Genomic DNA, 21609 nt, shown 5'->3' with positions numbered 1-21609 from the left:
GGAGAAGAGCGCCATGCCCTCCACCGATGCCTGCTCCACCGATGCCGGCTCCACCGCCGACGGGACCCTCGAACTGCGCCTTCCCGGCAGGCTGCTGCCGCTGCTCGCCGAGGCCGACCTCCTGGAGTCACCGGCCGCCTGGGGCGTCGCCGGCACGGCCTTCGGTGCCTTCCGCCTGGAGCCCGTACGCCTCGAACGTGATCTGGACCTGCTGGCCGTGTGGATGAACGACCCTGAGGTGGCGGCCTTTTGGGAACTCTCGGGCCCCGCCTCCGTGACCGCCGCGCACCTACGGGAGCAGCTCGACGGGGACGGTTCCAGCATTCCCTGCCTCGGCGTCCTCGACGGCACCCCGATGAGCTACTGGGAGATCTACCGGGCCGATCTCGACCCGCTCGCCCGGTACTACCCGGCGCGCCCCCACGACACCGGTATCCACCTGCTCATCGGAGACGGAACGAACCGGGGCAGGGGATTGGGTACCACTCTGCTGCGGGCCGTCGCCGACCTCGTGTTCGCGAACCGTCCTCGCTGTACGCGTGTCATCGCCGAACCGGACATGCGCAACACCCCCTCCGTATCAGCCTTCCTCAACTCCGGCTTCCGCTGTTCCGCGGAAGTCGACCTGCCCGAGAAGCGCGCCGCCCTGATGATCCGTGAGCGGGCCCTGCGCGATCTCCTCTGACCATAAAAACTCTGCGTCGCGCAGCTAAGTTCCCGATCCCGAGGAGTCTTGTGCCGAATTTCCCCCCTGCCTCCGACTCCACCGACGCGGCGCTGGCACCGTCGCCCCAAGGCCCCCGCACCCCACCCGAACTCACCCGCTCGACCTGGGACTTCGCCGCGCGGCGGCTGCTGGCCAAGATGCTCGGCGAATTCGCCTACGAGGAGATCGTCCGGCCCGTTCCGGCCCCGGCCGCCGACGGCGACGCCTGGACGCTCACCCTGGACGACGGCAGTTCCCTCGGATTCCGGGCCCGCCGCCGTGCCTACGGCAGTTGGCAGGTCGACGCCACCACCATCACCCGCACGGCCGCGGCGCCCTCGACCGCACCGGCCGGCGCCTTCGGGGACCCGTACCGCTTCCTCGTCCTCGCCCGGGAACTCCTCGGGCTCGACGGCACCACCCTCGGCCACCTCGTCCGGGAACTGAGCGCGACCCTCGCCGCCGACGCGCGCATCGACCACACCGCCCTCACCGCCGACCTCCTGGCCGACCTCGACTACGCGGCCCTCGAAGGACACCAGACCGGCCACCCCTGGCTCGTCCTCAACAAGGGCCGCCTCGGCTTCTCGGCCGCGGACGCCGCGGCCTGGACCCCCGAGGCCCGCACCCGCCAGCGGTTGCCCTGGCTCGCGGCCCACACCTCCCTCGCCGCCTACCGGGGCGCCGCCGGCCTGGAGGATCCCGCCCGGCTCTACTCGGCCGAACTGGACCCCGTCACCCGAGCCGCCTTCGACGGGGTCCTGCGCGACCGCGGACTCGACCCGCGCGGCTACCTCTACCTCCCGGTCCACCCCTGGCAGTGGGACGAGATCGTGCTCCCCCTCTTCGCCCCCGCCCTGGCGTCCGGCGCGCTCGTGCCGCTGCCCGCGGACCCCGACGTACGCCTGCCCCAGCAGTCGATCCGCACCTTCCTCAACGTCACCCGCCCCGACCGGCACACCGTCAAGCTCCCCCTGGCCGTCTTCAACACCATGGTCTGGCGCGGCCTGCCCACCGACCTCACCCTCGCCGCGCCCGCCGTCACGGCCTGGATCCACTCCCTGCGCGACGCCGATCCCTTCCTGCGCGACGAATGCAGGGTCGTCCTGCTCGGCGAGGTCGCCTCCGTCACCGTGCGGCACCCCGTCTACGACGGGCTGCCCGAGGTGCCGTACCAATACCGCGAACTGCTCGGCGCGATCTGGCGCGAGCCGCTCGCCCGCCACCTCGCCCCCGGGGAGCGGGCCCGGACGCTCGCCTCGCTCCTGCACACCGACCCGCGCGGCCGGTCCTTCACCGCCGAGCTGGTCGCCCGCTCCGGCCTGCCCGCGAAGCTCTGGCTGCAGCACCTCTTCGCCGCGCTCCTGCCGCCCCTGCTCCGTTTCCTCTACCGCTACGGCACGGTGTTCTCGCCCCACGGAGAGAACGCGATCGTGATCTTCGACGAGCGCGACGTCCCGGTCCGGCTCGCGGTCAAGGACTTCGTGGACGACGTCAACGTCAGCCGTGACCCGCTGCCCGAGCACGCCACCATGCCCGACGAGGTCCGCGCGGTCCTGCTCACCGAGCCCGCGGACTTCCTGCCCCAGTTCATCCACTCGGGACTCTTCGTCGGCGTCTTCCGCTACCTCTCGGCGATCTGCGAGGACCGGCTCGCCGTCCCCGAGCGTGACTTCTGGTCGCTCGTACGGGCGGAGATCCTCCGCCACCACGCCCGCTTCCCCGAGCTGAAGGAGCGATACGAGCTGTTCGACCTGCTCACGGAGCGGATCGACCGGCTCTGCCTCAACCGGAACCGGCTCCACGCGGACGGTTACCGGGACCGTCCGAACCGCCCGCACGCCGTCGTCCACGGCAGCGTGCCCAATCCCCTGCACCCCTCGTGACCACTCGCCGGTGCGGTCGCTGTCGGTGGCGCCCCGTAGGGTTGGCAGTGCTATGACGAAGCCCTCTCTCACCGACCTGCTGCACGCCGCCGTCACCGCCGTCGGCGGCACGGAGCGTCCCGGCCAGGTGGCCATGGCCGAAGCCGTCGCCGAAGCGATCGACGACAACTCCCACCGGCTCATCCAGGCAGGCACGGGCACCGGAAAGTCCCTCGGCTATCTGGTGCCCGCGCTCGCGCACGGCGAGCGCGTGGTCGTGGCCACCGCCACGCTCGCGCTCCAGCGCCAGCTCGTCGAGCGCGACCTGCCGCGCACGGTCGAGGCGCTGCACCCGCAGCTGCGCCGGCGGCCGCAGTTCGCCATGCTCAAAGGCCGCTCCAACTACCTCTGCCTGCACCGCCTCCACGAAGGGGCACCGCAGGACGAGGAGGAGGGCCTCTTCGACCAGTTCGAAGCGGCTGCCCCGACGAGCAAGCTCGGCCAGGACCTGCTGCGCCTGCGCGACTGGGCGGACGAGACGGAGACCGGTGACCGGGACGACCTCACCCCGGGCGTCTCCGACAAGGCCTGGGCCCAGATCTCCGTCTCCTCCCGGGAATGCCTGGGTGCGACGAAGTGCGCCTACGGCGCCGAGTGCTTCGCCGAGGCCGCCCGCGAGCGCGCCAAGCTCGCCGACGTCGTGGTCACCAACCACGCGCTGCTCGCGATCGACGCCATCGAGGGCGCTCCGGTGCTCCCGCAGCACGAGGTGCTGATCGTCGACGAGGCCCACGAGCTGGTCTCCCGGGTGACCGGTGTGGCCACCGGTGAACTCACTCCCGGCCAGGTCAACCGCGCGGTGAAGCGGTCCGCGAAGTTGGTCAACGAGAAGATCGCCGACTCTCTCCAGACGGCCGCCGAGACCTTCGAGCGGGTGATGGAGCTGGCCCTGCCCGGTCGGTTGGAAGAGATCCCGGAGGACCTCGGTTACGCCCTGCTCGCCCTCCGGGACGCCTCGCGCAACGTGATCTCGGCGATCGGCGGTACCCGCGACAAGTCCGTCCACGACGAGGACGCGGTCCGCAAGCAGGCCCTCGCCGCGGTGGAGAGCATCCACGGCGTGGCGGAGCGGATCACCCTCGGCTCCGAGTACGACGTGGTCTGGTACGAGCGCCACGACCGGTTCGGCGCCACCCTGCGGGTCGCCCCGCTCTCGGTGTCCGGGCTGCTGCGCGAGAAGTTGTTCGAGGACCGCTCCGTGGTCCTGACCTCCGCGACCCTCAAGCTCGGCGGCGACTTCAACGGCGTCGCGGCTTCGATGGGGCTCTCACCCGAAGGGGTCGAAGGGGACGACGTCCCCGTCTGGAAGGGCCTCGACGTCGGCTCGCCCTTCGACTATCCGAAGCAGGGCATCCTCTACGTCGCCAAGCACCTGGCCACCCCCGGCCGCGAGGGCACCCGCGGGGACATGATCGACGAGTTGGCCGAGCTGATCGAGGCGGCCGGCGGCCGCACCCTCGGCCTGTTCTCGTCCATGCGCGGAGCCAAGGCGGCCGCCGAGGAGCTCCGCGGGCGGCTCGACAACCCGATCCTGCTCCAGGGGGAGGAGACGCTCGGCGAGTTGATCAAGGCCTTCGCCGCCGATCCGAAGACCTGCCTGTTCGGCACCCTCTCGCTCTGGCAGGGTGTGGACGTGCCCGGTCCCAGCTGCCAGCTCGTCGTCATGGACAGGATCCCGTTCCCGCGTCCGGACGACCCGCTGATGAGCGCCCGGCAGAAGTCCGTGGAGGAGCGCGGCGGCAACGGTTTCATGGCCGTGGCCGCGACCCACGCGGCGCTGCTCATGGCGCAGGGCGCGGGCCGTCTGGTCCGGGCCTCCGAGGACCGGGGCGTGGTCGCGGTGCTGGACCCCCGCCTCGCCACCGCGCGCTACGGCAGTTTCGTCCGGGCCACGCTGCCGGACTTCTGGTACACCACGGACCGCAATCAGGTCCGCCGCTCGCTGGCCGCCATCGACGCGACCGCGCAGGCCGACGGCAAGTGAGCGGAGCCGCCCGGGCCGTCTGAGGACGGAAGAGGGCGGAGGGACGAGGGCAAAGAGCAGCCCCGGGACACGGCGCAGTGAGTCCCGGGGCCGGATGGGGGCGGCGGCCGTCAGAGGCGCCGCAGTACCGCGACCACCTTGCCGAGGATGGTCGCCTCGTCACCTGGGATGGGCTGGTAGGCGGAGTTGTGCGGGAGCAGCCAGACATGGCCGTCCTCGCGCTTGAACCGCTTGACCGTGGCTTCGCCATCGAGCATCGCGGCGACGATGTCACCGTTCTCCGCGACGGGCTGTCGGCGGACCGTGACCCAGTCGCCGTCACAGATGGCGGCTTCGATCATGGAGTCGCCGACGACCTTGAGGACGAAGAGCTCTCCGTCGCCGACGAGCTGCCGGGGGAGGGGGAACACGTCCTCGACCGACTCCTCGGCGAGGATCGGGCCGCCCGCGGCGATCCGGCCGACCAGGGGAACGTAGGAGGCGGCGGGCTTGCCGGTGGTGTCCGTGGGCTGCGAGCTGGGCTGGTCGGAGCCCCGTACCTCGTACGCCCGGGGGCGGTGCGGGTCACGGCGCAGGAAGCCCTTGCGTTCGAGGGCCATCAGCTGGTGGGCCACCGAAGACGTGCTGGACAGGCCGACCGCCTGGCCGATCTCCCGCATCGACGGCGGGTAGCCGCGGCGCTGCACCGAGTCACGGATGACCTCGATGACCCTCCGCTGCCGGTCCGTGAGTCCGGAGCTGTCGGCGCGGATGCCTGGAGGTCGCCCTGGCAGCGAGCGTGCGGGGCGGACGGGCTCCGCCTCCGGGTTCAGGCTTGAGTCGTTCATTGCATGCACCGGCTCGAGTCGGCTCTGGGAGCGGTTCTGGGCAGTGATGGTGGCACTGTCTGCGGTGGTGGTCACGTCGGCCCCTCTCGAAATGTTCTCCCTAGCTGGACAACGGTAGTAGCTTTCGAAAGGTTGCGCCAAACACACGTTCGAGTGAAAAAACGCAGATAGCTCATCGTGGTCATGTGGAGGGGTGTATAGACGAGCGGGTGGCCGAACGCGGGTTCGGTCGGGCGTCTTCCGCTTACGGTACCCTTGCCGGTTGAATCGCCCCGTCCGCTCCCGGGCCCAGTGTGGCACTCGGAGCCCCCGGATCCGGCCATGGGGGGCTGCGACACGCGGAGCGCCGTAAATCCTCCACAACCCAAGATCTAGTGGTTGGATGAGCGAAGTCACCCAGAGGTTGTGGTCCCCGGTCTGCTGCGCGGCCCGACATCGCATATGCTGGTGGCTGCTTCCCGAGCCCCTGACAGAGCCCTGTCTCTGTGGTCAGCTGTTGCTGCGCGGGCCTTTCGGGAGGTTGTTCAGTCGTGCCGAGAAGAAGGGTCCGGAGCTTTGCACTGCCCCTTCTGCAGGCATCCCGACAGCCGCGTCGTCGACAGTCGCACCACGGACGACGGGACGTCGATCCGCAGGCGCCGTCAGTGTCCGGACTGCTCTCGTCGTTTCACCACGGTCGAGACCGCGTCACTGATGGTGATCAAGCGCAGTGGGGTCACCGAGCCCTTCAGTCGCACCAAGGTCATCTCCGGCGTCCGCAAGGCCTGCCAGGGACGACCCGTCACCGAGGACGCCCTCGCCAAGCTCGGCCAGCGGGTCGAGGAAGCGCTGCGCGCCACCGGTAGTGCCGAGCTGACCACCCATGACGTGGGTCTGGCCATACTCGGCCCGTTGCAGGAGCTGGACCTGGTCGCGTACCTCCGGTTCGCGTCCGTCTACAAGGCGTTCAACTCCCTCGAAGACTTCGAGGCCGCCATCACGGAACTCCGTGACCGGCGGACTCACACCCAAGAGTGCGAGCCCGGTGGGACCTCCGCGGTCCCCGTGCCCGCCTCCGCCGCCGACTGACCGGGCGGCCGCGATGCGGCCGGGATCAGCCAGGCCATGTACGTAGATCACAGTCAAAACCGTGCCGGGGAATTTCGCTGGCACATTAGGGCGTTTCGCCCGCATATGGGAGGCGGCATGACAGAGACGGCGAGCGGCTCGGCGCGAGGTTCCCGCACCAAGGGAACCAAGGCGGCCAAGAGCGGCCTTCGGATCGAGCGCATCCACACGACCCCCGGCGTGCACCCGTACGACGAGGTGTCCTGGGAACGTCGTGACGTCGTCATGACCAACTGGCGCGACGGCTCGGTCAATTTCGAGCAGCGTGGCGTCGAGTTCCCCGACTTCTGGTCGGTGAACGCGGTCAACATCGTCACCAGTAAGTACTTCCGCGGGGCCGTCGGCACCCCGCAGCGCGAGACCGGTCTCAAGCAGCTGATCGACCGGATCGTGAAGACCTACACGAAGGCCGGCGAGGACTTCGACTACTTCTCCTCGCCCGCCGACGCCGAGATCTTCGAGCACGAGCTGACCTACGCGCTCCTGCACCAGATCTTCAGCTTCAACTCGCCGGTGTGGTTCAACGTCGGCACCCCCCAGCCGCAGCAGGTCTCCGCCTGCTTCATCCTGGCCGTCGACGACTCCATGGAGTCGATCCTCGACTGGTACAAGGAAGAGGGCATGATCTTCAAGGGCGGCTCCGGCGCCGGCCTGAACCTCTCCCGCATCCGCTCCTCCAAGGAGCTGCTCTCCTCCGGCGGCAACGCCTCCGGTCCGGTCTCCTTCATGCGCGGCGCCGACGCGTCCGCCGGAACGATCAAGTCGGGCGGCGCCACCCGTCGCGCGGCCAAGATGGTCGTCCTGGACGTGGACCACCCGGACGTCGAGGACTTCATCGCGACCAAGGTGAAGGAAGAGGAGAAGATCCGCGCCCTGCGCGACGCGGGCTTCGACATGGACCTGGGCGGCGACGACATCACGTCCGTCCAGTACCAGAACGCCAACAACTCCGTCCGTGTGAACGACGAGTTCATGACGGCCGTCGAGAACGGCACCGAGTTCGGCCTGCGTGCCCGCATGACCGGCGAGGTCATCGAGAAGGTCGACGCCAAGGCGCTCTTCCGCAAGCTGGCCGAGGCCGCGTGGGCCTGCGCCGACCCGGGCATCCAGTACGACGGTGTGATCAACAACTGGCACACCTGCCCCGAGTCCGGCCGCATCACCGCGTCGAACCCGTGCAGCGAGTACATGCACCTGGACAACACGTCCTGCAACCTCGCCTCGCTCAACCTGATGAAGTTCCTGAACGACGACGGCAAGGGCAACCAGTCCTTCGACGCCGAGCGCTTCTCCAAGGTCGTCGAGCTGGTCATCACGGCGATGGACATCTCCATCTGCTTCGCGGACTTCCCGACGCAGAAGATCGGCGAGAACACCCGCGCCTTCCGCCAGCTGGGCATCGGCTACGCCAACCTCGGCGCCCTGCTGATGGCCACCGGCCACGCGTACGACTCGGACGGCGGCCGCACCCTCGCCGCCTCGATCACCTCGCTGATGACCGGTACCGCGTACAAGCGTTCCGCCGAGCTCGCCGCGATCGTGGGCCCGTACGACGGCTACGCCCGCAACGCCGAGTCGCACAAGCGCGTCATGAGGCAGCACTCCGACGCCAACGCCGTCGCGCCGCGCACCGCGGACCTCGACAACGTGATCTGGGCCGCTGCCACCGAGGCCTGGCAGGACGTCCTGCGCCTCGGCGAGAAGAACGGCTTCCGCAACGCGCAGGCCTCCGTGCTCGCGCCGACCGGCACCATCGGTCTCGCGATGTCCTGTGACACCACGGGCGTCGAGCCGGACCTGGCCCTGGTCAAGTTCAAGAAGCTCGTCGGCGGCGGCTCGATGCAGATCGTCAACGGCACCGTTCCGCAGGCCCTGCGCCGCCTGGGCTACCAGGAGGAGCAGATCGAGGCCATCGTCGCCCACATCGCCGAACACGGCGTGGTCGTCGACGCCCCGGGCCTCAAGGTCGAGCACTACCCGGTCTTCGACTGCGCGATGGGCGAGCGTTCCATCTCCGCGATGGGCCACGTCCGGATGATGGCCGCGATCCAGCCGTGGATCTCCGGCGCGATCTCCAAGACGGTCAACATGCCGGAGACGGCGACCGTCGAAGAGATCGAGGAGATCTACTTCGAGGCCTGGAAGCTCGGCGTCAAGGCGCTCGCGATCTACCGCGACAACTGCAAGGTCGGCCAGCCCCTCTCCGCGAAGAAGAAGGAAGCGGAGAAGGTCGAGGTCACCGAGAAGGCCGAGGAGACCATCCGCACGGCGGTCGAGAAGGTCATCGAGTACCGCCCGGTCCGCAAGCGCCTGCCCAAGGGCCGCCCGGGCATCACCACCTCCTTCACGGTCGGTGGCGCCGAGGGGTACATGACGGCCAACTCCTACCCGGACGACGGTCTGGGCGAGGTCTTCCTGAAGATGTCCAAGCAGGGTTCCACCCTCGCGGGCATGATGGACGCCTTCTCCATCGCGGTCTCGGTCGGCCTGCAGTACGGCGTCCCGCTGGAGACGTACGTCGCGAAGTTCACGAACATGCGCTTCGAGCCGGCCGGCATGACGGACGACCCGGACGTGCGGATGGCGCAGTCGATCGTCGACTACATCTTCCGCCGCGTGGCGCTCGACTTCCTGCCCTTCGAGACCCGCTCCGCCCTCGGCATCCACTCCGCCGAAGAGCGTCAGCGTCACCTCGACACCGGTTCGTACGAGCCGCTCGAAGAGGAGCTGGACACGGAGTCCCTGACTCCGGCGGCCCCGCTCACCGTCGTCCCCGCCGCCCCGAAGCCGGTCGCGATCGTGGAGGTGCCCGCCCCCAAGCAGGCGCACTCGAACGCGGAACTGGTGGAGATGCAGCTCGGCGTGAGCGCCGACGCACCGCTCTGCTTCTCCTGCGGGACGAAGATGCAGCGCGCCGGGTCCTGCTACATCTGCGAGGGCTGCGGCTCGACCAGCGGTTGCAGCTGATACCGGACGGAATCGCGTCCGAGACACAGTTGAGCACCTCGTGCAGAGGGCGCTGATGTGCACATGAGAGGGGGCCCCGACCATTGGTCGGTGCCCCCTCTGGCATCGGGGAACCACTCCGTCAGAACGGTCCGCCCGGGCAGTCAGCGCGTACCATCGCGGCAAGTCGATTCCGAACTGGTGAATCTCCGGCAGGATTTCCGTCATGACCGAGCGACGAGGACCTTGGGTCCGTCACAGCCGGGTGCCGCTGTGTGCGACACCACGTCTCACCGCCTATCGCGACGAGGTCACACTTCCGCACGGAATGCGGGGCACGTACGACTGGGTGCAGGTGCCGGATCAGGTGCGGGTGGGCGCGTTGGTCAACGGGGCCCTTCTCGTCGTCGAGCAGTTCCACTACCTCACCGGGCCGATGTGGCAGCTGCCGGGAGGGTCAATGGATCCGGCGGACCGCAGCAGCCGCAAGGCTGCCGAGCGGGAACTGGTCGAAGAGACCGGCTATCGCGACGGGCGGTGGTACGACAGGGGCTCGCTCCGCGCCTTGCCCGGGCTCACGCCCGCCCAGGTCCACTTGTGGAGCACGATCGATCCCGCCTGGTCCCGTGCCGCTCCTGAGCCTGAGGAGGCGGACTTGGTGGTCCGCCGCGTCACCTTGAATGAGGCGGTTTTCGCGGTACGGGACGGGCGCCTGCGGTGTGCGGCCAGCGCGGCCCTGGTGATGATGCTGGCCCTGGACCGGGGTCCGTGAACCCGTCAGCCCAGGTCGCTCCGCGTGTCCAGGTCGAAGTCCTCCTCACGGCCGGCGAGCCGATCCTCGCACCGCTTCAGCTCTGCCTTGAGATCGGCGCGCAGCTGCGGGGCGAGCGCGGTCCGATCGAGCATTCCCCGCAGGGCGTCCCGCCGGATCAGGAGGTGAACGGGACGCTCGGGGCTGATGAACCGCTCCGTGTATTCGTACGCGGTCTGGTAGTCCTGTTGGGCAATGCTCAGCCGCGCTCTGAGGCCGGTACGAATGTCGCGGCGCTGCTTGCTGAACTTGCGGTCGAGCTGGTCCAGGGCCGCGCTTGCCTCGCCGAAGCGCGAGGTGCGCAGCGCGCAGAGCACGTAGTTGGCCAGTACCTCGAAGCGTACGTTGTCAGACTTCTCCACCGCCTTTTGAGCGAATTCATAGGCGGTTTCCATGACGCCGCAGAGGTACTCCACGCGTGACGTGCGGTGGCTGACCATCTCGGCGCGGTCGATGTCGGCCAAACGCACGAGCAGCGAGAGCGCCGTGTCCCGGTCGCCCAGCCTGCACGCGATTTGGATTTTCAAATCCACGACGTACCGGTTGTCGGGCTGCTTCTCCTCCGCTCGCGAGATGTGCTCGTCGGCGCGAGACAGGTCGCCCAGACGCAGACAGCAGTCCGCCATCTCACGGTGGATCGCCATGCCTCCGCGTCCATTGTCGAGTGCCTTCTGATAGAAGCTCAGAGCCACTCGGTGCTGACCCCTGTGCCGCTCCAGGAAGCCGGTGAGGAAGAAGGCGTCGCGCATCTGGCCACGCTTCTTGAGCTCCGTGATGTGCTCGCCCGCCTCCACGTACTCGCCGAGCTTCACATGGGCGCGAATGAGTGTCGCCCGGGCCTGATGGATCCCAGGACCGGAGTCGAGTGCATCGGTCGCCATGTCCACTGCGCGTTGATATTCCTGCTCGTGGTAGTACTGCTCGGCCAGCCGTACCCGGTCGGTGAGCAGCGCGTACGCTCGGGGAGTCGATTGCTGTCCGGCCTTGTCCATGGCGCGGAACAGAGTGCGTTGCAGGGCCAAGTAATCGGTCCCCGCCTCTGACCGCGCCAAGAACTTGTCGAGCCGCGTCGCGACTGCCCCGTACTCGGCTTTGCTGCAGGCGCCGAACTCGCGGCGGATCGCGTCGACGGCGGGCCCGGACACTCCGTACCAGCCACCGGCGGTAGGGACGATCAAAGAGACGTCGATGAGATGGATCAGGGCTTTGTCAATTCCGTCCTCCGAGGTACTGGTCGCCTCCTGCAGGACGGAGAGCGGCAGTGGGCTGTTCGCAGCCATGACGCGTAGGATCTTCTGCTCCAGGCTGCTGAACTTGTTCTGCTTGAGGTAGCTGGTCAGTGGTGACGCACCGAAATCCGAGAGCATCCTGCCGCGGATACCGAGGTCAGGCCCATAGACCGTGATCAGTTCGAGTGCGAAGGTGACGGAGGGCGGGTAGCCGCGGACCGCCGCGGTGACCTCTCTGACGGTCGCGGGGGCCAAGGTGATCTGATGGGCCTTCGCCATGAGGCCCACGAGACGGCTGATGTCCGCATCTTCCAGGGGTCGGAGTTGGACCACGCCGAGAGGGCGCATCTTCCGCGCATTGAAGCGGTCCGGCGAGGGTCGCCTGTTCGTGAGCAACGCGGTGACGATGTCCGGGTACTGGCTCAGCGACTCGATCAGGTCGAGGATGTAGGGCGCGATGTCTCCGTCGTTGTCCAGGAGCCCGCCCTCATCGTGGAGCACAGGCATCTGGTGGTACTGGCAGATTTCCTGGAACTTGCCCAGCGTATGCGCAAGGGCCTCATCGTTGCCGAGTGCCGTGATCTCCCTGGTGCGTGTCAAGGACTCCTCGGGGGTCTCCGAAGGATCGACCAGTGCGGAGACCTTCGCGGCGAGGGCCTGCACCGTGTCACCCGGTTCCACGTCGATGACCAGGAGGGTCTCCAGGTCCAGCGACTCGCGGACCATCTTCGTCAACGTGGAGCGCCGGCCGATGCGGGGAAGCCCCGTCACGCAGGCAACCTGGCTCTCCGCACCCGGTTCCGGCGCGGAGTACACGTCTTGAAGCGCAGCGATCTCGGCGGCCCGGCCGACGAAGCGGGGGCTCTGGCCCTGACGCACCACATCGTCGATGAGGCTTCTGATCCTACGTGCGGCAGGCTTCGCCGCGATCGTCGTGATGTGCTTGGTGCGGTTCAGCCACTCCGGCAGATCCGCGGGCGCAATGTGCGGGTCCAGGCGGACCACCAGGACGTTCTTGATCCGCCCCATCGCTGCCTGGAACCGTGCCTCACGGATCTCGTGCCCCACCCAGGGGGAGGCCAGGGCGGCCTTGCTGAGGAAGAGGACGAAGGCCGCTGATTCCTTGAGGGCCTCATCGATGGAGCTCAAAAGATCGCCACCGGCACGGAACGACCGGTAGTCGATCGTGGCAAACGCGCGGCCGATCTCGGACGCCACTTCGCGTACGAAGGCGGCGTCCTGGGTGGAGTAGGAGAAGAACGCCTTGATCACGGAGCAGCCGGTCCTTTCGGGGTGGGAGGCTGGGACGGGTCGGACGCTCGCGGAGCTTGGTTGGGGACGGCTATCGGTGGCCCGATCAGCTCCGCAACCCGCGCTCTCGCTTTGCGCCCGGTGTCGCCGGGCCCCCACTCGCCACCGAATTCCCCCAGGAACGGAACGGTGGTCTTGACGTTCAGCTGCTTCGGCCGCATGTGCCCCCCAGCGGGTGTCGATCCGTCAGATGCTAGATCAGCCATCGGGGCAGGGAGGCCGTACTGCGGATTGTGGGGGTAGGAACCGGATCATGACGACGACGGCGCGTATGTCACCGAGCCTGCCTAGGTACGGGCTTCGAACGAGCCTTCGCGCGATCGGACGAGGGAAGGGCACCGCGGAGGTTGCTCGAAATGGAGACCCACCTGGACCGCCCTCGGCGTTTTTCCGCACCGAGTTACTGGACGGTATTTCTTCTGTTTCCCGGGAAACGATCACCGGTTAGGATCCACCGGCGCGCAACTGGCGCGAACGTCGAGGTGGGGGACGCGGGGGACATGGTCGAGGACAGTGCCGGATCCAAGAAGGGCATGAGCGCGGGGGCTCAGGCAGTGGCTGCCGTGGTGGTGGTCGGGGGACTCGTGGGTGTCCTGTGGAGCGTGCAGAACGCTGCCGGGAACACGGCCGACGCGAACAAGCCGGCCGTCTGTTCGCCTTCGCGGAGCGCCGCGCCCGCGGCGCCGCAGGTCTCCGGCGCGCAGATGTGCGCGGCACTGAACCGGCCCGACCTGGCCGTGCTGCTCGGAACGCCGGGCGAGCAGCCGGTGACCGCCTGGGGCAACGACGGCGTGATCGAGCGCTCCGACGGCACCAAGAAGGTCAGCCCCTCGGCGGACGTCGAGCTGAAGACCCACCACGTGAAGCTCTCCTCGTCCGGGGACCGGATGCAGGTGGCCCAACTGGCCGAAGTCCTCGGCAGCAGCGTGCAGAAGCAGACCGTGCTGGGGCACTCGGCGGTCTTCTCCTCCGACCGGACGTTGTCCCTCAGCTTCAACCTGGGCGGCGGCAAGAGCAGTGCGGCTCCCGGGGTCATGGCCCGCACCCTGTTGGTCGCCAGGGACGGCAAGGACAGCGGCGGCTCCTTCGAGCTCGTCGTCTGGCGGCAGGACGGGCAGCTGCCCGACGATCCGATGCTGCTCCGTCTCGCGGAGCAGCTGCTTCCGACGGTCCCGGGGTGGAGCGCGACCTGACCGTACGTGCGCCGGGCCCCGGCCGACCCGGTGGCGGCGGGGACGGGGCAGGGGTGGTCAGCTGTGGCGCCAGTGGCATCGTGTGTGTGGGGGCGTACCGGACGGGCGCCTTCGGACCGAGGGGCGGGGGAGACATGTGGAGCGGTGACGAACTGGATCTGGACGCCTATCTGGCGCGGATCGGGTACGCGGGGGAACTCCAGCCGGACCTCGACACGTTGTTCGGGGTGCATCGGGCCCACACCGCCGCCATCCCCTTCGAGAGCCTCGACGTCCTGCTCGGCCACCCCATCGCGCTCGACGTCAAGAGCATCGAGGACAAGCTCGTGCGCAGCCGCCGCGGCGGGTACTGCTACGAGCAGAACACGCTGCTCGCCGCCGCCCTGGAGCGGATCGGTTTCACCGTCGCCGGGCGCGGCGCGCGCAACAGGACCCGCGGTGACGCGCTCCTACCCGTCACCCATGCCGTCCTCGTCGTCACCGTGGACGGTGAACCCTGGCTGTGCGACGCCGGGTTCGGCCTCCAAGGGCCGCGCGAGCCCGTCCCGCTGGGCCGACCGGGCACCGTGGTGTCCCAGGGGGAGTGGTCGTACGCCGTGCGCGAGGAGGCCGACGGCGTGCTCGTCCTGACCTTCCTGCGCGAGGGTGCCTGGCGGGACCTGTACGCCTTCGGCCCGCAGCCGACCCACCCGGTCGACTACGTCCTGATGAACCACTACAGCTCCTCCCACCCCCGGTCCGCCTTCATCGGGCAGCTCGTCGTCCACCGGCCCGGGGTGCCGGGAGCCGTCCACCGGCTCTCCCTCGTCCGGGGCGAGTTCACGACGCTCCACCCCGACGGGCGGGCGGAGCGCCACCCGGTCGCGCCCGACGAGCTGACCGCACTCCTCGACCGGGAGTTCGGGATCCGGCTGTCCGATCGGGACGCGGGCGAACTGGTACGGATCTACCGGGCCGAGTACTGACCCGGGCCGCGCCGGGCACCGTACGATGGCGCGGTGCTGGTCAAGTGGATTCGCTGCACGGTGACGGACCGACGCGGGTTCGAACGGGGGCAGCGCAAATGGGCGGGGCTGCCGGGTGAACCCGGATTCCGGGGGCAGGGCGGCGGCTGGAGCCGGGGCCGGCAAGGCGTCGCGCACGTCTTCGCGTTCTGGGAGAGCCGTTCCTTCTACGACTCCTTCATGGCGCGCTCGTACGACCGGCTGGCCGCGGCCCAGCACGGCACCTACACCAACCCCCGGGTCACCCTCTTCGACCACCGCTTCGACGTGAAGACCGGGTTCGAACCGCGCTTCACCGACGCCGACGTGGTGCGCGTGGCGCACTGCCGGGTGCGGGAGGGGCGGACCGAGCACTTCGCGCTCATGCAGGAGAAGGTGTGGAATCCGGCCATGGCGGGCTCGCCCGGGATGCTGCGCGGACTCTTCGGAGAGGCCCCCGGGCGGGAATTCCTGGTGCTGTCCATGTGGCACGCGGCGGCCGAGCACGGCAAGTACCGCCAGGAGCGGGTCGAGCGGCTCTCCCTGCGGGCGCAGACCGAGGCCGACGTCGAGGCGCTGACCGGCGACGTCGTCGACCTGGAACCGTCGTGGACAGTCTGAGCCCGGTGCCCGTATGACGGTGTGACCTTAGGAATGTCGCCAGGACCACATGCGTGACCGGCGCGCTCTGCTCGTCCGACGGCGATGGCCGGATTAGGGTCATGGAATGGCACGACCGCGGCGCATCGTCCTCGTCAGGCACGGGGAATCGGAGGGCAATGCCGACGACTCGGTGTACGAACGGGAGCCCGACCACGCCCTGCGGATGACCCGCACCGGGCACGAGCAGGCCGCCGCCACGGGCGAGCGGCTGCGGGCCCTCTTCGGCGACGAGCCGATCAGCGCGTACCTCTCGCCCTACCGGCGCACCCTGCAGACCTTCCGCGACCTGAAGCTCGACCCGGGCCGGGTGCGGGTGCGGGAGGAACCGAGGCTGCGCGAGCAGGACTGGGGCAACTGGCAGGACCGCGACGACGTGCGGCTCCAGAAGGCCTACCGGGACGCCTACGGGCACTTCTTCTACCGCTTCGCGCAGGGCGAGTCGGGGGCCGACGTCTACGACCGGGTCGGATCCTTCCTGGAGAGCCTCTACCGCAGCTTCGAGGCCCCGGACCATCCGCCCAACGTGCTGCTGGTGACCCACGGGCTGACCATGCGGTTGTTCTGCATGCGCTGGTTCCACTGGTCGGTGGCCGAGTTCGAGTGCCTGTCCAACCCCCCGAACGGCGACTTCCGGGTCCTGCGGCTGGGGGACGACGGCCGCTACCGGATGGACCGCCCATTTGAACGGTGGACCACACCCGAGCCCTACGACCTGGACGGCTAGAGTGACCCGCGATGACCCCTGAACCCGCTTCCGACCGGCGCTACGCACGCGCCTTGGCCAGCCTCCGCGGGCTGGCGCTGGGTGACGCGCTGGGCTCCCAGTTCTTCGTCCCCGTCAACTACCCGCTGCTCAAGAGGCGCGAGCTGCCGTCCGGGCCCTGGCAGTGGACCGATGACACCGAGATGGCCTGCTCGGTCGCCGCCGTCCTCGCCGCGCACGGGCGGATCGACCAGGACGCGCTGGCCACCTCCTTCGCCGTGCACCACGACTTCGACCGTGGCTACGGGCCCGCGGTCAACCGCATGCTGCGGCTCGTGCGCGAGGGCCAGGACTGGCGCGAGCTGTCCTCGGCCCTCTTCAACGGGCAGGGCTCGTGGGGCAACGGCGCCGCGATGCGCATCGCCCCGCTCGGCGCCTGGTACGCAGACGACCCGGAGCAGGCGACCCACCAGGCGGAGATCTCCGCCTACACCACCCACCAGCACCGCGAGGCCGTGTGCGGGGCGATGGCGGTCGCCGCGGCGGCAGCGCTGGCGGCGGCGCCGGCGGGACCGCCGACGCCCGGAGACCTGTTGGACGGGGTGATCGCGCTGGTGCCGCGCAGCGCGGTCGGCGCCGGTCTGCGCCGTGCGCGCGGCATGCTGGACTACGCCGACGCCACCACCGTCGCGGCGGTGCTGGGCTGCGGGCGCCGCACCAGCGCCCACGACACCGTGCCCTTCGCCCTGTGGTCGGCCGCTCGCTCGTTGCACGACTACGAGCAGGCCTTCTGGACGACCGCGCAGGTCGGCGGTGACGTGGACACGACCTGCGCCATCGTCGGCGGGGTACTGGGCGCGCGCGGCGACGAGAACCTGCCGGCGGACTGGCTGGCACGGACCGAAGCCCTGCCCGCCTGGCTCCCGGAAGCCGCGGCGCTCTGAGCGCGACGCAGGTACGCGGCGCAGGTACGCGGCGCAGGAAGTGGTGCGAAACCGGCGCGGAGTCGGTAAATCCGGCTCTTTGCCGGGCCGTTGAGGATTGTCACGGTCCTGCCACAGGCGACCCCTCGATCGGCTGAAAGCGCACGTCAGGCCCCTACTCTGACCGCTTCGCCGTCCGCGCCCAGTGCTCGGCGGGCGGTTGTCGGGAGGGGATCCAATGACAGAGAACAACGCCGGCAGGGCCGAAGGGGCCGAAGGGGCCACAGCGCCGCCGACCGTGCAGCAGGCCAGGGCGGCGCAGCACTGGGAACGCCAGCGGTACTGGGAGGCGCAGCAAGCCGCCCGCCAAGCGGAGCGTCTGGCCAGGAAGCAGGCCAGGAACAACGGTTGGGCCAGGGCGCTGCGGCCCGCCGATTTGGCGCCGATCCGCACCGGCACCCTGATCGCCGCCCTGGTGAGCGGTGTCGCCGCGGCCCTGCTGCTCGGTGACGGGGTCGGTCCCGGGCTGTTGATCGCCGCCGTACCCGCCGTCGCCGCGGCCGGCGTCGCCGCGCGCGCCGCGGGGCGACGGCCGCGCCCCTGGACCCTGGTGTGGGCGGTCGGCAGCCTCGCGCTGCTCGTCGTACCGGCGCTGCGGGAATCGGCCTGGCCCTCCACCCTGGCGATCCTGGCCGCGATCGGGCTCGGCGCCCTCGCCCTCTTCGGCAGCCGGACCTGGCTCGGGGTGCTGCTCAGCCCGCTCGGCTTCCTCGAAGCGGCGCCGACGGGGATCGGGTGGGCGTGGCAGGGGCTGATGGCGCGCCGCAGCGGGAACCGCCGGAACTGGTGGCCCGTTGTGAAGGCAGCGGGCGTGGGGCTCGCCCTGCTGGTGGTCTTCGGCGCACTGTTCGCGTCCGCCGACGCGGCTTTCGCCGATGTCCTCGGCGGGTTGGTCCCCGAGGTGTCCGCCGGGGACGGTCCGGTGCGGGTGCTGCTCTTCGCGCTGGGTGTGCTCGTGGCGCTCGCGGCCGCCCGCGCGGCCGGGGCGCCGCTGCGCTGGGACCGGGTCGCGGTGGCCGCGGGGAAGCCTCGCTCCCGGGTGGAGTGGGCCCTTCCGCTGGTACTGCTCAACCTGCTCTTCGCCGGCTTCATCGGCGTCCAGCTCGCCGTCCTCCTCGGCGGCTACGACAAGGTGAAGGAGCGCACGGGCCTGCTCCCCGCCGAGTACGCCCGACAGGGCTTCTGGCAGCTGTTGTGGGCCACCGTGCTCACGCTGATCGTGATCGCCCTCGCGCTGCGTTGGGCTCCGCGTTCGGGTCCCGGGGACCGGCGGCTCGTGCGCGGCGTGCTGGGTGTGCTGTGCCTGCTCACCCTGGTGGTCGTCGCTTCCGCGGTGCGCCGCATGGACTTCTACGTGGACGCCTTCGGGTTGACCCGGCTGCGGGTCTCGGTCGTCACGATGGAGCTGTGGCTCGGGGTGGTGATCGCACTGATCGTCGCGGCCGGCATCTTCGGCGCGCGGTGGCTGCCCAGGGCCGTGATGGCGAGCGCGGGGGTGACCGTACTGGCCTTCGGCCTGCTGTCGCCGGACGGGATGATCGCGGAGAGCAACGTGAGTCGATTCGAGAAGCAGCACAAGATCGACCTCGCCTACTTCCAGTCGCTCTCCGCGGACGCCGTCCCGGCGCTGGACCGGCTGCCCGAACCCCAGCGTTCCTGCGCGCTCCGCGGGATCAACGACGACCTGGCCGATGCGGGCGAGGTCCCCTGGTACGCGATGAGCCTGGGTGACCGCAGGGCCCGGGAGATCCTGCGGGAGCGTCCGGTGAAGGCGTCGTACGAGACGTGCGCGGCGCTGCGGACGTTCTCGTCCCGGTCCGCCGGCTGATCCGCGAGCCGATCCGCCAGCCGGTGGCCGACCCGCTGGGGACCGTACGCGCGACGGGATGCGTACGGTCCCCCGCCGGGGGCGGGCTCAGGCTGCCGGGCCGGCCTCCGCGGCCGCGCCGTTGAGGGCTTCCAGGTCGCTCTTGCGCACCCGGATCACCAGCGTCGCCGAGAGCAGGGCGAGGGCCGCCATGGCGACGGCGGCGATGAACGCCGTGGAGATGCCCTGGGCCAGCACCTCGTGCCCCCAGGCCCCGGGGAGGCGGCCGGTCTCCTTGAACGCGGCCAGCTGACCGGGGTCGGCGTGGGCCATGAAGTCCGGGACCTGCTTCTCGGCCTCGGTGCGGCTCGCGGTGCCGAAGACGGTGACCAGGATGGAGAGGCCGAGCGAGCCGCCGACCTGCTGGCTGGCGTTGAGCAGTCCGGACGCCGCGCCCGCCTCCTTGGGGGCCACTCCGGAGACCGCGGTCAGGGTGAGGGTGACGAAGTTGAGGCCCATGCCGAAGCCGAAGAGCAGCATCGGGCCGAGCACGCCGGACACGTACGAGGAATCCGTGCGGATGAGGGTCAGCCAGGCCAGACCGCAGCCGACCAGAGTGGAGCCGAGGACCATGAAGGGCTTGGGCCCGAAGCGCGGCAGGAGGCGCTGGGAGAGACCGGCGGCGGTGACGATCGCGACGGTCACCGGCAGGAAGGCGAAGCCGGACCTGATCGGGCTGAAGTCCAGGACGTTCTGCACGAACTGCACGATGAAGAAGAACATCCCGAACATCGCCGCGGCGAGGCTGAGCATGATCAGGTAGGTGCCGGCGCGGTTGCGGTCGGCGAACATCCGCAGCGGGGTGATCGGCTCGCGCGCCCGGGACTCGACGAGGGCGAAGAGGGCGAGCAGGATGACGGCGGTGGCGAAGGAGCCGAGGGTCAGAGCGTCGCGCCAGCCGTTCTCGGAGGCCCGGATGAAGCCGTAGACGAGCGAGGCCATGCCGCCTGTGGAGGTGAGCGCACCCGCGAGGTCGAAGCGGCCGGGGTGGCGTTCGGATTCGGTGATGTACAGCGGGGCGAGGACCGCGATCAGCACGCCGATGGGGACGTTGACGAAGAGCACCCAGCGCCAGTTGAGCCACTCGGTGAGCATGCCGCCGGTGAGCAGGCCGATGGCGCCGCCGCCCGCGGAAACGGCGGCGAACACTCCGAAGGCCCGGTTGCGCTCGGGCCCTTCGGCGAAGGTCGTGGTGATCAGGGCGAGCGCGGTGGGGGAGGCGATGGCTCCGCCGACGCCCTGGAGGGCGCGGGCGGCCAGGAGCTGCCAGGGTTCCTGGGCGAAGCCGCCGAGCAGGGAAGCCAGGGTGAAGAGCAGGATTCCGGCCATGAACACACGGCGCCGGCCCAGGATGTCGCCGGCCCGGCCGCCGAGCAGCAGCAGGCCGCCGAAGGTCAGGGTGTAGGAGCTCAGCACCCAGGAGAGGTCTGTGGTGGAGAAGGACAGGGCGTCCTGGATGTGCGGGAGGGCGATGTTCACGATGGTGGCGTCGAGGACCACCATGAGCTGGCACGCCGCGATGACGGCCAGTGCCACTCCGGGCCGCCCCTCGCGGTGGGCGGCGCCCGGTATCCGAGGCTTGGCGAGTTGCGGACTTGTCACTGAGGATCCCCCCAAAGTGAAATAGTGAACGCATTCGTTCACTGCGGGTCCACGGTAGGAGCTGCGATCTAGTGAACGCAAGCGTTCACTAAGGCTGAAAACGTGTGCGACCGGTGCGTGGGCCGGGTGGAGGTGGCGACGGTGGTGGGTTCGCGCTGGTCGGCGGAGCCGCAGGGCCGCAGGCGGGGGCCGGAGCTGGACTCGGCGATCCTCGACGCGGCCCTGGAGCAGTTGAGCACCGTCGGTTGGAACGGGCTCACGATGGAAGGGGTCGCCGCGCGGGCCCGTACGGGCAAGGCCGCCGTCTACCGGCGCTGGCCCTCGAAGGCGGACCTGGTCGCCGACGTGCTGCGGGCCGGACTTCCGCCGCTCGGCGAGATCCCGGACCACGGGTCCATCCGTGAGGACCTCGGCGTGCTGTGTCGGGGGATGCGGGACGCGATGAGTTCTCGCGCCGGAACCGCTCTTCGCTCTGTTCTTCACGAATGCGACGCTGCGAGCGCCGATCGCTTCCATGAGCTGATCAGGACCGGATTGACCGAGCCCTCACGTCGGCTCTTCGAGGACCTCGTGCGGCGTGGAATCGCAAGGGGTGACGTCCGGTCGGACGCCACCGGAGAGTTCATCGCCGATGTCATTCCGGCCATCATGATGTACCGATCGAAGGTGTGCGGGAGCGAATGGGGGGACCAGGACATTCGGGAAATGATCGACCAGGTGCTGGTGCCGCTGCTCACTGTGTGAGCCAGGGCCGGCCCGGGGTGTGCAG

Annotated in this window: 16 protein-coding genes; 13 read left to right on the top strand and 3 right to left on the bottom strand. The window is 69.6% G+C overall.

What is annotated here, in order from left to right; translation table 11 throughout:
- Positions 1-13 precede the first annotated feature (13 nt).
- The 3 genes from ACIBEA_RS17755 to ACIBEA_RS17745 are packed head-to-tail and all read left to right on the top strand — an operon-like array spanning position 14 to position 4615.
- Complete coding sequence (locus ACIBEA_RS17755) at positions 14-685, top strand: GNAT family N-acetyltransferase (protein WP_399261825.1); 672 nt, start codon at positions 14-16, stop codon at positions 683-685.
- A 50-nt stretch (positions 686-735) separates the two neighbouring features.
- The gene (locus ACIBEA_RS17750; RefSeq protein WP_399261823.1) at positions 736-2592 is read left to right on the top strand and encodes an IucA/IucC family protein; all 1857 of its coding nucleotides are present in this window, start codon (positions 736-738) and stop codon (positions 2590-2592) included.
- Positions 2593-2644: 52 nt separating this feature from the next.
- Complete coding sequence (locus ACIBEA_RS17745; protein WP_399261821.1) at positions 2645-4615, top strand: ATP-dependent DNA helicase; 1971 nt, start codon at positions 2645-2647, stop codon at positions 4613-4615.
- Positions 4616-4725: 110 nt separating this feature from the next.
- On the opposite strand, the gene lexA is transcribed toward ACIBEA_RS17745, so the two are convergent.
- Complete coding sequence (gene lexA / locus ACIBEA_RS17740) at positions 4726-5517, bottom strand: transcriptional repressor LexA (protein WP_354381387.1); 792 nt, start codon at positions 5515-5517, stop codon at positions 4726-4728.
- A 480-nt stretch (positions 5518-5997) separates the two neighbouring features.
- Between lexA and nrdR the strand changes: the two genes are divergently transcribed.
- The 3 genes from nrdR (at position 5998) to ACIBEA_RS17725 (ending at position 10267) form a co-directional block, all read left to right on the top strand.
- Positions 5998-6510, top strand: coding sequence for a transcriptional regulator NrdR (nrdR, locus tag ACIBEA_RS17735; RefSeq protein WP_354381388.1), 513 nt, complete (start codon positions 5998-6000; stop codon positions 6508-6510).
- A 117-nt stretch (positions 6511-6627) separates the two neighbouring features.
- A complete protein-coding gene (locus ACIBEA_RS17730; protein ID WP_399261819.1) occupies positions 6628-9516 on the top strand; it encodes a vitamin B12-dependent ribonucleotide reductase in 2889 nt (962 codons plus the stop codon).
- A gap of 205 nt (positions 9517-9721) precedes the next feature.
- Positions 9722-10267 (top strand): NUDIX domain-containing protein, encoded by a 546-nt coding sequence (locus ACIBEA_RS17725; RefSeq protein ID WP_399261817.1) that lies wholly within the window; start codon positions 9722-9724, stop codon positions 10265-10267.
- Positions 10268-10272: 5 nt separating this feature from the next.
- On the opposite strand, the gene ACIBEA_RS17720 is transcribed toward ACIBEA_RS17725, so the two are convergent.
- Positions 10273-12807, bottom strand: coding sequence for a TIR domain-containing protein (locus tag ACIBEA_RS17720; protein ID WP_399261815.1), 2535 nt, complete (start codon positions 12805-12807; stop codon positions 10273-10275).
- 539 nt (positions 12808-13346) lie between these two features.
- Here ACIBEA_RS17720 and ACIBEA_RS17715 point away from each other — a divergent pair.
- The 6 genes from ACIBEA_RS17715 to ACIBEA_RS17690 all read left to right on the top strand — a co-directional run bounded on the left by ACIBEA_RS17715 (position 13347) and on the right by ACIBEA_RS17690 (position 19199).
- Complete coding sequence (locus tag ACIBEA_RS17715) at positions 13347-14039, top strand: DUF6215 domain-containing protein (RefSeq protein WP_399261813.1); 693 nt, start codon at positions 13347-13349, stop codon at positions 14037-14039.
- A 134-nt stretch (positions 14040-14173) separates the two neighbouring features.
- Positions 14174-15004 carry an arylamine N-acetyltransferase gene (locus ACIBEA_RS17710; RefSeq protein WP_399261811.1) on the top strand — a complete coding sequence of 277 codons (831 nt, stop codon included), beginning with the start codon at positions 14174-14176 and terminating at the stop codon, positions 15002-15004.
- A gap of 33 nt (positions 15005-15037) precedes the next feature.
- The gene (locus tag ACIBEA_RS17705; RefSeq protein WP_354381392.1) at positions 15038-15643 is read left to right on the top strand and encodes a YdbC family protein; all 606 of its coding nucleotides are present in this window, start codon (positions 15038-15040) and stop codon (positions 15641-15643) included.
- 106 nt (positions 15644-15749) lie between these two features.
- Complete coding sequence (locus tag ACIBEA_RS17700; protein ID WP_399261809.1) at positions 15750-16409, top strand: histidine phosphatase family protein; 660 nt, start codon at positions 15750-15752, stop codon at positions 16407-16409.
- An 11-nt stretch (positions 16410-16420) separates the two neighbouring features.
- Positions 16421-17332 carry an ADP-ribosylglycohydrolase family protein gene (locus ACIBEA_RS17695; protein WP_399261807.1) on the top strand — a complete coding sequence of 304 codons (912 nt, stop codon included), beginning with the start codon at positions 16421-16423 and terminating at the stop codon, positions 17330-17332.
- A 217-nt stretch (positions 17333-17549) separates the two neighbouring features.
- A complete protein-coding gene (locus ACIBEA_RS17690; protein ID WP_399261805.1) occupies positions 17550-19199 on the top strand; it encodes a DUF4153 domain-containing protein in 1650 nt (549 codons plus the stop codon).
- Positions 19200-19286: 87 nt separating this feature from the next.
- On the opposite strand, the gene ACIBEA_RS17685 is transcribed toward ACIBEA_RS17690, so the two are convergent.
- On the bottom strand, positions 19287-20840 hold the full coding sequence (locus tag ACIBEA_RS17685) for an MFS transporter (protein WP_399261803.1): 1554 nt from the start codon (positions 20838-20840) through the stop codon (positions 19287-19289).
- Between the two features lie 141 nt (positions 20841-20981).
- Here ACIBEA_RS17685 and ACIBEA_RS17680 point away from each other — a divergent pair, with 141 nt between their 5' ends.
- Positions 20982-21584 carry a TetR/AcrR family transcriptional regulator gene (locus ACIBEA_RS17680; protein ID WP_399261953.1) on the top strand — a complete coding sequence of 201 codons (603 nt, stop codon included), beginning with the start codon at positions 20982-20984 and terminating at the stop codon, positions 21582-21584.
- Positions 21585-21609 lie beyond the last annotated feature (25 nt).

Origin of the sequence: Streptomyces sp. NPDC051555 (genome assembly GCF_044454405.1) — a bacterium.
Lineage (GTDB): Bacteria > Actinomycetota > Actinomycetes > Streptomycetales > Streptomycetaceae > Streptomyces.
Note: the sequence above shows the minus strand (reverse complement) of the source record. Positions and strands in the feature narration are given on the sequence as shown.

What these genes read in the sequence shown, in the direction of transcription:
- ACIBEA_RS17725 (WP_399261817.1), top strand. Translation starts at nt 9,722, where the DNA reads ATGACCGAGCGACGAGGACCTTGGGTCCGTCACAGCCGGGTGCCGCTG.
- ACIBEA_RS17690 (WP_399261805.1), top strand. Translation starts at nt 17,550, where the DNA reads ATGACAGAGAACAACGCCGGCAGGGCCGAAGGGGCCGAAGGGGCCACA.
- ACIBEA_RS17700 (WP_399261809.1), top strand. Translation starts at nt 15,750, where the DNA reads ATGGCACGACCGCGGCGCATCGTCCTCGTCAGGCACGGGGAATCGGAG.
- ACIBEA_RS17745 (WP_399261821.1), top strand. Translation starts at nt 2,645, where the DNA reads ATGACGAAGCCCTCTCTCACCGACCTGCTGCACGCCGCCGTCACCGCC.
- ACIBEA_RS17730 (WP_399261819.1), top strand. Translation starts at nt 6,628, where the DNA reads ATGACAGAGACGGCGAGCGGCTCGGCGCGAGGTTCCCGCACCAAGGGA.
- ACIBEA_RS17755 (WP_399261825.1), top strand. Translation starts at nt 14, where the DNA reads ATGCCCTCCACCGATGCCTGCTCCACCGATGCCGGCTCCACCGCCGAC.
- ACIBEA_RS17695 (WP_399261807.1), top strand. Translation starts at nt 16,421, where the DNA reads ATGACCCCTGAACCCGCTTCCGACCGGCGCTACGCACGCGCCTTGGCC.
- ACIBEA_RS17710 (WP_399261811.1), top strand. Translation starts at nt 14,174, where the DNA reads ATGTGGAGCGGTGACGAACTGGATCTGGACGCCTATCTGGCGCGGATC.
- ACIBEA_RS17715 (WP_399261813.1), top strand. Translation starts at nt 13,347, where the DNA reads ATGGTCGAGGACAGTGCCGGATCCAAGAAGGGCATGAGCGCGGGGGCT.